Source organism: Nocardia sp., from assembly GCF_025465275.1.
In the GTDB taxonomy this organism is placed as follows: domain Bacteria; phylum Actinomycetota; class Actinomycetes; order Mycobacteriales; family Mycobacteriaceae; genus Nocardia.
The window spans coordinates 20,484-32,642 of sequence record NZ_JAODNK010000101.1 but is presented as its reverse complement, the minus strand read 5'-3'; the positions used below and the strand labels follow the sequence as shown (position 1 = coordinate 32,642).

Genomic DNA, 12,159 nt, shown 5'->3' with positions numbered 1-12,159 from the left:
GTGCGGCGGGACTGGCGCTCCGGGGTCCGCTCCCGGTTCGACGGGCTCATCGCGCAAGCCGAAACCCGTTGGCGCCGTAGCGGAGAGATCGCGCATCGCGCCGAACCCGATCTCAAGAACGGCCGCGGCGGACTGCGCGATATCCAACTGCTGGACGCCCTCGCCATCGCACAGCTGACCGACGCCATGCCGGGGCTCGGTCCGGATGTGCCGGGCGGCGGGCTGAAGCAGGCGCACCGCCGATTGCTGGACGTTCGTACCGAACTGCACCGGGTCGCCGGTCGCGCCCGCGACCAATTGCGCGCCCAGGATGCCGATGAGATCGGCGCCGCCCTGCGCATCGGTGACCGCTTCGATCTCGCCCGCACGCTCAGCGATGCGGCCCGGACCGTCAGCTATTCGACCGATGTCGGATTGCGGACCGCGGCAAACGCATTGCCGCGCCGCGGACTCGCCCGCCTGCGCCGCATGCCGGTGCGCCGACCACTCGATGAGGGGGTGGTTGAGCACTCCGGCGAGGTGGTGCTGGCGCGCGATGCGCGGCCGCAGCGTGATCCCGGACTGATACTGCGGGTGGCCGCGGCGTCCGCGCAGACCGGATTGCCCATGTCCGCAACAACTTTGAACCGTCTCTCCGAGGATGCGCCCGAGCTACGCGAGCCGTGGCCCAAGGAAGCGCTCAACGACCTGCTGGTGCTGTTGGGTGCGGGCCGCGGCACCATCGACGCGATCGAAGCCCTCGACCGAACAGGCTTGTGGGGCAGGCTCTTTCCGGAGTGGGGCGTGGTGCGGGATCTGCCGCCGCGCGATGCCATGCACACCTGGACCGTCGACCGGCACCTCATGGAGGCCGTCGCGCAGGCCGGTGCGCTCTCCACCCGCGTGGCCCGCCCGGATCTGCTGCTCATCGGCGCGCTGCTGCACGATATCGGCAAGGGGCGCACGGAGGATCACAGTGTGGTCGGCGCGGAACTGGCCACCTCCATCGGCCGGCGGCTCGGCCTGTGGCCGTCGGATGTGCGCATGCTCTCAGCCATGGTGCGGCAGCATCTGCTGCTGCCCGATACCGCGACCCGCCGCGATATCTCCGACCCGGACACCGTGAAAGCGGTGGTCGAGGCTCTGGACGGCGATCCGCTGCTGCTGGAATTGCTGCACGCGCTCGCGGAGGCCGATTCGCTGGCCACCGGGCCGGGCGTCTGGAACGACTGGAAGGCCTCGCTCATCGGCGATCTGGTACGCCGCTGCCGGTTGTCCATGGCGGGGGAAGAACTGCCGCAACCCGAGCCGATTCCGGAAGATCTGCGCGTTCGTGCCGAAAACGGCGGCGTGCATGTGGAATTGAAGCCGGGAGACGGCCGCTACACCCATATCGTCACCGTGGTCGCGCCGGATACCGCGGGCCTGCTCTCGGATGCGGCCGGAATCCTGGCCCTGCATTCGCTGCGGGTGCTGTCGGCCGAACTGGTGAGCGTCGGCGCTTCGGCGATCGACACCTTTGTGGTCGCGCCGCGTTTCGGTGATCCGCCGGATCCGGGTCTGTTGCGCCAGGAATTGATCAGGGCGATAAACGGAGATCTGGACTTGGTTTCGGTGCTCGCGCGCAAGGAACGGGAAGCCGGCGGAACCCAGCGAAGTCCGTTTGCGCAGGCGGAGCCGCGCGTGATTTGGGTGGAAACGGCGGAACCCGGACGAGTACTACTGGAATTGCGCGCGGAGGATCGTATCGGTTTACTGAGTCGTTTGGCGGCCGCTTTCGCAGAATGCGATGTAAATGTGTCGTGGGCGAAGGTGGTCACCCTCGGGGCGGCGGTGGTGGACTCGTTCTACCTGGATCTGGGCGCCTCCGACACGCCGGAACGCCGAGCGGAAATCGAAGCGGCGGTGCTTTCTGTGGTGCCTCCGCAACAACCGAAGAAAACGCCCGAATCGGACACGGAAATAGGATCAACCTCGGTTTTCTGACCGGTCGCCAGGTTGCTGGATTAACTGGCAAACCGTACGTTTGCCAGTTAATCCGATCGTTGCACGTAATTTGCTGAAATACCGATCTAGCGGTCGGCGTTGCCCCCTAATATCGCCCTCAACCAATGCTGTCGCGCGTATGAGGGGAGCTGGTCGGTGGCAATAGAAGTTGTTTCGGCGTCGATGATGACGAGCGATTTGACCCCGCATATAGCGCGCTGCGTAGGTGGCGATCGCTGGGTGGTTTCCTGGCTGCCCGGCCGCACCCTCTCCGGTCAGCAGGCGGTGACCGCCATGACCATTGCCGGCACGGTGACGATGCCGCCGATCACCGACTCGGAATGGATCACCCTCGACGGTCTCGCCCTCGAACTCGGGCTCACCGCGCGTGAGGCGGTCGGCATGGTCGCGAGCGAGCCGCACGCCCTCCGCCGACCCTCCACCAAGCCGCGCCCGCGCAGCCTCGAATAGTCTGGAATAACAGCTCACCGCAGATCCCACTACCCTGGTATCTCGAGTGACGTCCCTCGAGATCAGGAGCATCGGTGTTCGAATCCCTTTCCGACCGGCTGGCCGGTGCCCTCAAGGATCTGCGCGGGAAGGGGCGCCTGTCTCCGGCGGATATCGATGCGACCGCCCGGGAGATCCGCCTCGCCCTCCTCGAAGCGGACGTGGCGCTGCCGGTGGTGCGCACGTTCATCGCCAAGATCAAGGAGCGCGCCAAAGGCGCGGAGGTCTCCGGGGCGCTGAACCCGGCCCAGCAGGTCGTCAAAATCGTCAACGAGGAGCTTGTCGGCATCCTCGGCGGCGAGACCCGGCGACTGCAGTACGCCAAGAATCCGCCCACCGTCATCATGCTGGCGGGTTTGCAGGGCGCCGGTAAGACCACGCTCGCGGGCAAGCTCGCGAAATGGCTGAAGGGCCAGGGGCATCAGCCGCTGCTCGTCGCCTGTGACCTCCAGCGGCCCGGCGCTGTCACCCAGCTCCAGGTGGTGGGCGAACGCGCCGGTGTGCCGGTGTTCGCGCCCAATCCGGGCACCTCCATCGGCGGTGGTGACAATCCGCTCGGTGTTTCTGCGGCCGATCCGGTGGATGTGGCCCGGCGCGGTATCGAAGAGGCCAAGTCCAAGCAGTACGACATCGTCATCGTCGATACCGCCGGTCGTCTCGGTATCGATGCCGAGCTCATGACGCAGGCCTCGGGCATTCGCGATGCCGTGAACCCCGACGAGATCCTCTTCGTCCTCGACTCCATGATCGGTCAGGACGCGGTCACCACGGCCGAAGCCTTCCGCGACGGAGTCGGCTTCACCGGTGTTGTGCTCACCAAGCTCGACGGTGACGCCCGCGGTGGCGCGGCGCTGTCGGTGCGTGAAATCACCGGGCGCCCCATCCTTTTCGCCTCCACCGGTGAGAAGCTCGAAGACTTCGACGTCTTCCACCCCGACCGCATGGCCAGCCGCATTCTCGGCATGGGCGATCTGCTCACCCTGATCGAGCAGGCCGAACAGGTCTACGACGCACAGCAGGCCGAGGAAGCCGCCCGCAAGATCGGCTCCGGTGAGCTCACCCTCGAGGACTTCCTCGAGCAGATGCTCGCCATCCGCAAGATGGGCCCGATCGGCAACCTGCTCGGCATGCTGCCGGGCGCGGGGCAGATGAAGGACGTGCTGGCTCAGGTCGACGACAAGCAGCTCGACCGGGTGCAGGCCATCATTCGCGGCATGACGCCCACCGAGCGCGACAATCCGAAGATCATCAACGCTTCCCGCCGCCTGCGCATCGCGAACGGTTCCGGCGTCGCGGTCTCCGAGGTCAACCAACTCGTCGACCGCTTCTTCGAAGCCAAGAAGATGATGGGCGCCATGAGCCGCCAGTTCGGGCTCCCCGGCGCGCGCGGCGGCAATAACAAAAAAGGCAAAGGCAAGAAGGGCAAAAAGGGCGGCCGCGGCCCCACCCCGCCGAAGATGCGCGGCGGCTTCCCCGGCATGCCCGGCCTCCCCGGAGGCATGCCCGGCGGCATGCCGGATATCTCCAACCTCCCCGAAGGCCTCAACGAACTCCCCCCGGGCCTGGAAGGTTTCGACCTCTCCAAGCTGAACTTCCCGAAGAAGTAACTCCCGCACCCGGATTCACCACTCGGCCCCGTCGCACCGCGACGGGGCCGAGTGGCATCGAAAGCCATTCGCGACACCAATTCGGGCACCCGATTACGCTCCGACCCGCGCATTCATGATCACCAGGAACTGGTGGCGGGCCTTTCTCGGGCGATGCCGCCGTCATTTCCTGGTGATCACTCGTCCAGGCCTGGTGTGCGCGACGCGGGGGAGCGGGGCGCGGGGGAGGGGGCTTTTGGGTGGTTGGTGACCGAGGTGTGTGTTTGTGGCTCAGGGGTGTCCTGCCTGGTGGGGTGTGGTGAAGGTGGTGGGGGACAGCCACATTCGGACGGTGCCGCAGGCGCAGCGGGTGTAGGTGACCAGGCCTTCGGAGGTGTGGTGGCGGGAGATCGTGGTCAGGGGCTGGGTGGTGGGCCATCCGCAGGTTCCGCAGTGCTCGTTTGATCCGGTCATGTTTCGAGTCTTCGGGGCGGCGGCACCTGCGGTCCATCGAATAATTCCGCATCGAATCGTGTGGAATGTCCACATGATCGATCCACGATTGCAGTCGTTGCGGGTGCTGCGCGAGCAGGGGACGGTGACCGCGACCGCGGCGGCGCTGCACCTCACGCCATCGACGGTGTCGCAGCAGTTGCGGGGGCTGGCCAGGGATTTCGATGTGGAATTGCTCGAGCACGTCGGGCGGCGGGTGCAGCTCACGCCGGCCGCGCATGCGCTGCTGCGGCATGCGGATCTGCTTGCGGCGCAGGGGGAGCTGGCGCGGGCGGAGCTGGCCGCTCACCGTGCGGGGATCGCGGGCACGCTGCGGTTGAGTGCCATGCCGACCGCTCTCGCGGCCGTAGTGGCTCCGGCGGCCGCGCGGCTGCGGGACACGCATCCGCGCTTGACCGTTTCACTGATCGAGGACGAGAGCACCCACTGTTTCGAGCTGCTGCTGGCCGGGGACTGCGATATCGCCGTCGTCCTGCCCGCGCCCGGCAGCCCCAGCCCGGACGATCCGCGGTTCGAGCAGCGCCCGCTGCTCGCCGAGCCGATGGATCTGCTGGTTCCGGCCGGGCATCGGCTCGCGGGGCGGTCCGCTGTCTCGCTGATCGAGGCGGCGGAGGAGCCCTGGATCACCGGGCGGGACTGGATTACCCACTCCCTGGTGGTGTCGGCCGCCTGTGCCGCCGCAGGCTTCACACCCCGAATCGCCGGGGAGGCAGTGCATTTCGTCGGCGTTGCGGCCATGGTCGCGCATGGTTTCGGCGTGAGCCTGATCGCGCGGCTGGCCTTGACGCCGCCGGAGCTGGCGGTGGTGCGGGTGCCGCTTCGGGGCGACGCCGTGCCCGTTCGGCGACATCTCGTCGCGGTGCGTCGGGGCTCTGCCGATCACCCCGTCATCGCGGCCGGGATCGCCGCGCTCCGTGCGGTGTGCCGGGAGCGCGCCGATATCACCGTGCTCGGCGAATAGCGGGACACGCGGGTTCCGGGGGTGCGAGGCCGCGCGAGTTCTTGCGGAGCGGGGCGCAGTAGTTTGTAGTGGAGCAGGGTTTGTGTCGGGGCACAGCGTGCGTGGCGAGGAGGCCGATAATGCGTCTGCATTTTCGCGGAGTGGTGCTGCCGGACGGGGATATGCGGGATCTGTGGGTCCATGACGGCGTCATCTCCTACGAACCGATTGCCGATGCCGAGACGGTGCACGCGTCCGGCTGGATCGTGCCCGGACTGGTCGACGCGCACTGCCACGTCGGCATCAAATACGGTGGCGGAGACGAGGATTCCGCGGGCGCGATCGCACAGGCCGAGGTCGAACGTGATGCGGGCGCGCTGCTACTGCGCGATGCCGGCTCGCCCATCGACACCCGTTTCATCGACGACCGCGAAGATCTGCCGAAGATTATTCGCGCGGGCCGCCATATTGCCCGGCCGCGCCGCTATATCCGGGAACTCGGCATCGAACTCGAGGACGAACGCGACCTCCCGGAGATCATTGCCGAACAGGCCCGCCGCGGCGACGGCTGGGTCAAGATCGTCGGTGATTGGATCGACCGCTCGGTGGGGGATCTGGCCCCGCTGTGGTCCGACACCATTCTCAAGGAATCCATCGACGCCGCGCATCGTGAAGGCGCCCGCGTCACGGCACACGTCTTCGGTGAGGACGCGCTGTACGGCCTGCTCGACGCGGGTATCGACTGCATCGAACACGGCACCGGCCTCACCGACGAGACCATAGAAATGATGGTCGCGCACGGCACCGCCCTGGTGCCCACCCTCGTCAATATCGACACCTTCCCCGAAATCGCCGACAGCGCAGGCAAATTCCCCGTCTACGCCGCCCATATGCGCGATCTGCACCGCCGCTCCCGCGAAACCGTCGCCAAGGCGCACGATGCCGGCGTTCCGATCTACACCGGCACCGATGCTGGCGGCTCCATCCCGCACGGTCGCATAGCGGATGAGATCACCGCACTCATGGTCGCGGGCTTCTCCCCGCACGACGCCCTGGGAGCCTCCTCCTGGAATGCCCGCACCTGGCTCGGCCGCACCGGTATCGAACCCGGTGCTCCGGCGGATTTTGTTGTCTACCAGGAGGATCCGCGCACCAGCCCGCACGTGCTGTCGACTCCATCCTGGGTGGTGCTACGCGGCCGCGCCTACGACCGCCGCGATCCGGTCACCGGCCACCGCTGAGCGGATGCCATCGACAGCGGGTGTTTCGGCGCGCACCGCCGACGTCACCCGGCGCAGCCTCGGGTGGCGCAGGTGGTGGGGCGGCCCCTGGGTCTCCACCCGCCTGGTCACCGCGCCGGCTTCCCGAAGGGGGCTGCTTGACACCCTGCATGCCTGGTGACGTGCAACAATGGTTCTCGATCGAGGGTGATCGAGCATCACCCGGGAGCTCGTAGGCGACACGATCGAACGGAAATGACGATGACCGCCGAGGTTTCGATGATCCATCCCCTGGGACAGACGACAGTGGAAGACTGGCTAGCCGAAGAGCAGCCGTCCGATGGGTCTCGTCTCGAGCTGATTCTGGGGTACCTCTCCATGACGCCCGCGCCTACCGGGTCGCATCAATACGCGGCCGGCGAGCTTTTTGTTGCCCTTCGTGATGCCATCCGAGCTGCTGGGCGGAGCGATTTACGGGTGCTCCCCGGCGTCGCGGTCAAGATCAGTACCGCGTTTCGTACCGGCGTGATTCCTGATGTCGCGATCGTTGCCGCCGATATCGATCGGACCAGTTACGAGGCGGACGAGCTCGTTTTGGCGGTCGAGGTCTGGTCGCCGGGAAATACCCGTGAAGAGCGCGATACGAAGATCGCGGGCTATGCCGCAGCGCGGGTTCCCTACCTCTGGATTGTGGAACTGCCGCAGGGCCAGCCGGCCAAGTTCTGTGGATATCGGCTCGGAGAGACCGGCTACCGGCAGGAGGTCTACGCCGCGTCCGGGGAGACCGTGAACGCGCCGGGTCCGGTGCCGGTCGTGGTGGATACCGCCTCGTTGCGCTGAGTTTGCGGCGATAGGTTCGACGTTTTCGCGTGCCGACCTTGCGATTTGCCTGCGCTCATGAAGTGAATAGGTCATGCTTCACATGTTTTGGTTCCAACCTGATGAGGAGAATGACCTATGGGTTCTGCCGAGAACTTCCTGACTGCCGTGCTGGCCGGTCTGGTCGTGAAGCTGCTGACATCCGGTAGCTCGGGCAACTAGCGACCGGAAACGGTCGGCAGCCCATCGGAGTCGCGCGGGCTCCGATGGGCTGTGTCGTCTCCGGATGCTCGTGAGTCGTCTCCGGGTGAGGGCGATTTCTTCGGGCGGGGACCGGTCTGGCAGAATGGACCACCGTTCTCATCGAGAACAGTGAAGCCCGTCTCCGGATACGTTCCGCGCGGCGGTCACACACTCAACGCAAAACCGGGTCCACCCCGCGTGGACTGCTGAATTGCGGCCGTGACCAACCAGGCTGCCCCATGGGCGGCCGCCACCGAAAGGCACAGCTAATGGCTGTTCGCATCAAGCTGACCCGCATGGGCAAGATCCGCAACCCCCAGTACCGCATCGTGGTCGCCGACGCGCGCACCCGTCGCGACGGCCGGGCCATCGAGTCCATCGGCATCTACCAGCCGAAGGAAGAGCCCTCGCTCATCGAGATCAACTCCGAGCGCGCGCAGTACTGGCTGGGCGTCGGCGCGCAGCCGAACGAGCCGGTGCAGCGTCTGCTGGAGATCACCGGTGACTGGCAGAAGTTCAAGGGTCTGCCGGGCCAGGAGGGCACCCTGAAGGTCAAGGCGCCGAAGACCTCCAAGCTCGACCTCTTCAACGCCGCGCTGGCTTCCGCTGACAGCGAGCCGGTCGCCGAGGCCATCACCCCGAAGAAGAAGGCCGCCAAGAAGGAAGAGGCCGCCGAGGCTGCCTCTGAGGCGACCGAGACCCCGGCCGCCGAGTAATGACAGCCGTCGTCGCCGATGCCGTCGAACACCTGGTTCGCGGCATCGTCGCCAATCCGGACGATGTCCACGTCGAGCTGATCACCAGCCGTCGTGGCCGGACCGTCGAGGTGCATGTGCACCCCGACGATCTGGGCAAGGTGATCGGTCGCGGTGGTCGTACCGCGACCGCGCTGCGCACCCTCGTCGCCGGTATCGGCGGTAAGGGCATTCGCGTCGACGTGGTCGACACGGATCAGTAGATGGAACTTGTCGTCGGTCGGGTCGCCAAGTCGCACGGTGTGCGCGGCGAACTCGTCGTAGAAGTCCGTACCGACGAGCCTGATCTGCGTTTCGCGCCCGGCACCGCCCTGAAGGGCCGGCTGCCGCGCGCGAAGCAGACGCAGCAGTACGTAGTGGAGTCGGCCCGGGAGCACTCGGGCCGACTTCTCGTACGTCTGGAAGGGCTCGACGATCGCACTGTGGCAGACGGGTTGCGCGGCATGCTTTTTGTCGTCGACACCGCCGATCTGCCGCCCTCGCAGGATTCGGACGAGTACTACGACCACGAACTCGAAGGCCTCACCGTGCAACTCGGTGACGGCACGGTCGTGGGCACGGTCAAGGAAGTACTGCATTCGGCTGCGGGAGAGCTGCTTTCGATCACCGCGGCCTCGGGCTTCCCGCCCGCGGGCCGAGAGATCCTGGTGCCCTTCGTGAGTGCCATGGTGCCGACCGTCTCCCTCGCCGACGCCCTCATCGTGATCGACCCGCCCGAAGGCCTGCTGGATCCGGAGTGAGCACGATGCGCATCGACGTCGTCACGATCTTCCCGGAATACCTGGAGCCGCTGCGAACTGCCCTGCTGGGCAAGGCAATCGACAAGGGCATCCTGGAAGTCGGCGTGCACGATCTGCGCGGCTGGACGCACGATGTGCACAAGGCCGTGGACGACACCCCGTACGGCGGCGGACCGGGCATGGTCATGAAGCCGACCGTATGGGGCGCCGCCCTCGACGAGGTGTGCCCGGACGACGCGCTGCTGGTGGTTCCCACCCCGGCGGGTCGCCCGTTCACCCAGGCCATGGCCGAAAGCTGGTCTGCCGAAAAGCATCTGGTCTTCGCGTGCGGTCGCTACGAAGGCATCGATCAGCGTGTTTTCGATGATGCCGCCCGGCGCGTCCGCGTCGAGGAAGTCAGCATCGGCGACTACGTACTGATCGGCGGCGAGGCCGCGGTCCTGGTCATGACCGAAGCCATTGTGCGTCTCATTCCCGGCGTGCTCGGCAATCAGCAATCCCACGAACAGGATTCGTTCTCCGACGGCCTGCTCGAAGGCCCCAGTTACACCCGCCCCGTCTCCTGGCGCGACCTGGACGTCCCGGACATCCTGCTGTCCGGCAATCACGCCAAGATCGACGCCTGGCGCCGCGAGCAGTCCCTGGAGCGCACGCGCGAACGCCGCCCGGACCTCCTCCCGCCGGACTGAGCCCCGCCGCGGTAAACGGCGGAGCGTGCGCCGGAATATCCGTGGAAACTTTTTCGCCGGATTCCCTGCCGTCCCAGTGTGACCCACTGCATACTCCTCAATCAACACGAGTTGATTGAGGTCGATATGGTGACGCGGCGCGATGTGGCGCAACTGGCGGGAACGTCGGAAGCCATGGTCAGTTACGTGCTCAATGACGGGCCACGCGGGGTGGCGCCGGCCACCCGGGCCCGAATCGTCGCCGCCATCGCGGAATTGGGATATCGGCCCAATGCGGTCGCCCGGTCGCTGAAGACCTCGCGGACCATGACGCTCGGGCTCGTCGTGCCGGACAACTCGAACCCCTTCTTCGCCGAACTCGCCAGGGCCATCGAGGATGTCGCGTTCGAGGCCGGGTACGTGCTGCTGCTCGGCAATGCCGTCGACAATGACGAGCGTGAGGCCGCCTACATCCGGATACTGATCGACCGGCAGGTCGACGGGCTGATCGTCGCTCCCGCGCACGGGGCCGGCAGCTGGGTCACCGAACTCTCCGGGACGACCGTCCCGCGCCTGGTGCTGGATCGCGAAATCGAGTTGCCGGGCGCTTCGCACGTCCTGGTCGACAATGCGGGCGGTGCCTACGCGGCGACGAAACACCTACTGGACCACGGGTTTACGCGGATCGGATGTATCTCGGGCCTGGCGGGCATCCATCCGACGGTGGAACGTGTCGTGGGATGGCGGCGGGCGCTCGCCGACGCCGGGCAGGGTCCGGAGGACGGCATGCTGGTGCATGCGGCCTTCGGCCGGGCGCACGGATATCGCGCGGGCCGGGCGCTGCTGGCCCGGACGGACCGTCCCGAAGCGCTGTTCGTGGCCAGCGATGAGCAGGCGCTCGGCGTCCTGCGCGCCGCTGCCGAGCTGGGCCTGCGGGTCCCGCAGGACCTGGCGATCTGCGCCTTCGACGGTATTGAGGGCAGCGCCTACACGGTGCCCGCGCTCACCACCATGCGGCAGCCCTTCGAGAGTCTGGGCCGCTCGGCGGTCGAGTGGCTCTTGGCCAAGATCGCCGATCCCGCACTCGCGCCGAGCCGGATCACCCATGCCACCACGCTCGTCGCGCGCGGATCCTGCGGGTGCCCCGATCCGCTCGGCGGCGATTCGGCCATCGGGTAGCGCCTCGTCTGACATAGCTCCAACAAGAGAGGGTTACCCGAAATGCGAAGAAGCACAAGGTTGGTACTCGCTGTCGTGACCGCGGCGACCACGGCGGCGCTCAGCGCCTGTGGCACCGAATCGACGACATCGAGCCCGGCCACGAATGCCAATGGCAAGCCCACGGTCTGCCTGATCATGAAGTCGCTCGCCAACGAGTACTTCCAGCAGATGCAGAAGGGCGCCAAGGAACACGTCGACAAGCTCGGCACGCTCGACCTGCAGACCGCCGGCATTCAGAACGAGACCGATGTCGACGGGCAGATCGCTCTGGTCGACAAGTGCATCACCCAGCAGGTACAGGCCATTGTCATCGCGCCGGCCGATTCGAAGGCGCTGGTGCAGTCGGTGGTCAAGGCAGGTAGGGCCGGTATCAAGGTTGTCAATATCGACGTCGCGCTCGACCCCGATGCGCTCGCGGCGGCCGGTGTGCAGATCCCACTGGTCGGCCCGGACAATCGGGCCGGGGCCAAGCAGGTCGGTGACGTGCTGGCCAAGGCCGTCGGACCGGGCGGCAAAGTTGTTGTGCTGGAGGGTAATCCCGGTGCGGACAATGCGCTGCAACGGAAGAACGGCTTCAACGACACCATCGGCGAGTCGACCCTGAACCTGCTCGATTCCAGGACCGCGCACTGGGAAACCGACGAGGCCTACACCGTTTTCGGCAATATGCTCACCGCGCACCCGGATATCCAGGGCGTGATGGCCTCCAATGATTCCATGGCGCTGGGCGTCATCAAGGTCGTTCAGGAGCGGCACGCGAACGTCAAAGTTGTTTCCATCGACAATATTCCGGCCGTGAAGACGTTCCTGCAGAACGGCCCGATGCTGGCGACCCTCGACCAATTCGGCTCCGAGCAGGCGGGTGACGGTATCGACGTCGCCATGCAGTTGATCGGCGGCCAGCCCGTCACCGGGTGGCAGAAGACCCGGATGAACGTCGTCACCGCCGGGGCGTGAGGGGCCCGACGCGGACAACGGC

The 12,159-nt window shown here is 66.5% G+C and carries 13 protein-coding genes; 12 read left to right on the top strand and 1 reads right to left on the bottom strand.

Annotated features, from left to right (window positions below):
• The 3 genes from JWN03_RS23950 to ffh all read left to right on the top strand — a co-directional run.
• Positions 1-1,965 (top strand): [protein-PII] uridylyltransferase (locus tag JWN03_RS23950; RefSeq protein ID WP_297619159.1); only part of this gene is annotated, 1,965 nt, incomplete at its 5' end.
• Positions 1,966-2,121: 156 nt separating this feature from the next.
• A complete protein-coding gene (locus JWN03_RS23945; protein WP_297619156.1) occupies positions 2,122-2,436 on the top strand; it encodes a hypothetical protein in 315 nt (104 codons plus the stop codon).
• 74 nt (positions 2,437-2,510) lie between these two features.
• A complete protein-coding gene (gene ffh, locus JWN03_RS23940) occupies positions 2,511-4,082 on the top strand; it encodes a signal recognition particle protein (protein WP_297619153.1) in 1,572 nt (523 codons plus the stop codon).
• A gap of 270 nt (positions 4,083-4,352) precedes the next feature.
• Here the strand turns inward: ffh and JWN03_RS23935 are convergent, their stop codons facing one another.
• Positions 4,353-4,535 carry a hypothetical protein gene (locus JWN03_RS23935; RefSeq protein ID WP_297619150.1) on the bottom strand — a complete coding sequence of 61 codons (183 nt, stop codon included), beginning with the start codon at positions 4,533-4,535 and terminating at the stop codon, positions 4,353-4,355.
• Positions 4,536-4,608: 73 nt separating this feature from the next.
• On the opposite strand from JWN03_RS23935, the gene JWN03_RS23930 reads away from it, so the two are divergent.
• The 9 genes from JWN03_RS23930 (at position 4,609) to JWN03_RS23890 (ending at position 12,137) form a co-directional block, all read left to right on the top strand.
• The gene (locus JWN03_RS23930) at positions 4,609-5,535 is read left to right on the top strand and encodes a LysR family transcriptional regulator (RefSeq protein WP_297619147.1); all 927 of its coding nucleotides are present in this window, start codon (positions 4,609-4,611) and stop codon (positions 5,533-5,535) included.
• A gap of 119 nt (positions 5,536-5,654) precedes the next feature.
• Positions 5,655-6,755: an amidohydrolase family protein gene (locus JWN03_RS23925; RefSeq protein WP_297619144.1), complete on the top strand. Its 1,101-nt coding sequence runs from the start codon at positions 5,655-5,657 to the stop codon at positions 6,753-6,755.
• 240 nt (positions 6,756-6,995) lie between these two features.
• The gene (locus JWN03_RS23920) at positions 6,996-7,574 is read left to right on the top strand and encodes a Uma2 family endonuclease (RefSeq protein ID WP_297619141.1); all 579 of its coding nucleotides are present in this window, start codon (positions 6,996-6,998) and stop codon (positions 7,572-7,574) included.
• A gap of 491 nt (positions 7,575-8,065) precedes the next feature.
• Entirely contained in the window at positions 8,066-8,512 is a 447-nt protein-coding gene (gene rpsP, locus JWN03_RS23915; RefSeq protein WP_297619138.1) for a 30S ribosomal protein S16, read from the top strand.
• On the top strand, positions 8,512-8,754 hold the full coding sequence (locus JWN03_RS23910; RefSeq protein ID WP_067574801.1) for an RNA-binding protein: 243 nt from the start codon (positions 8,512-8,514) through the stop codon (positions 8,752-8,754). The genes rpsP and JWN03_RS23910 overlap by 1 nt, the downstream gene beginning before the upstream one ends.
• On the top strand, positions 8,755-9,291 hold the full coding sequence (rimM, locus tag JWN03_RS23905; protein ID WP_297619131.1) for a ribosome maturation factor RimM: 537 nt from the start codon (positions 8,755-8,757) through the stop codon (positions 9,289-9,291).
• A 5-nt stretch (positions 9,292-9,296) separates the two neighbouring features.
• Positions 9,297-9,980, top strand: coding sequence for a tRNA (guanosine(37)-N1)-methyltransferase TrmD (gene trmD, locus JWN03_RS23900; protein ID WP_297619169.1), 684 nt, complete (start codon positions 9,297-9,299; stop codon positions 9,978-9,980).
• A 126-nt stretch (positions 9,981-10,106) separates the two neighbouring features.
• Positions 10,107-11,138, top strand: coding sequence for a LacI family DNA-binding transcriptional regulator (locus JWN03_RS23895; RefSeq protein ID WP_297619128.1), 1,032 nt, complete (start codon positions 10,107-10,109; stop codon positions 11,136-11,138).
• A gap of 75 nt (positions 11,139-11,213) precedes the next feature.
• A complete protein-coding gene (locus JWN03_RS23890; protein ID WP_297619127.1) occupies positions 11,214-12,137 on the top strand; it encodes a sugar ABC transporter substrate-binding protein in 924 nt (307 codons plus the stop codon).
• Positions 12,138-12,159 lie beyond the last annotated feature (22 nt).

Bases quoted from the DNA above. Each gene is read 5' to 3' on its own strand.
- JWN03_RS23920 (WP_297619141.1), top strand. From the start codon at position 6,996: ATGACCGCCGAGGTTTCGATGATCCATCCCCTGGGACAGACGACAGTG.
- JWN03_RS23910 (WP_067574801.1), top strand. From the start codon at position 8,512: ATGACAGCCGTCGTCGCCGATGCCGTCGAACACCTGGTTCGCGGCATC.
- rimM (WP_297619131.1), top strand. From the start codon at position 8,755: ATGGAACTTGTCGTCGGTCGGGTCGCCAAGTCGCACGGTGTGCGCGGC.
- JWN03_RS23925 (WP_297619144.1), top strand. From the start codon at position 5,655: ATGCGTCTGCATTTTCGCGGAGTGGTGCTGCCGGACGGGGATATGCGG.
- JWN03_RS23930 (WP_297619147.1), top strand. From the start codon at position 4,609: ATGATCGATCCACGATTGCAGTCGTTGCGGGTGCTGCGCGAGCAGGGG.
- JWN03_RS23935 (WP_297619150.1), bottom strand. From the start codon at position 4,535: ATGACCGGATCAAACGAGCACTGCGGAACCTGCGGATGGCCCACCACC.
- JWN03_RS23895 (WP_297619128.1), top strand. From the start codon at position 10,107: ATGGTGACGCGGCGCGATGTGGCGCAACTGGCGGGAACGTCGGAAGCC.
- trmD (WP_297619169.1), top strand. From the start codon at position 9,297: ATGCGCATCGACGTCGTCACGATCTTCCCGGAATACCTGGAGCCGCTG.
- rpsP (WP_297619138.1), top strand. From the start codon at position 8,066: ATGGCTGTTCGCATCAAGCTGACCCGCATGGGCAAGATCCGCAACCCC.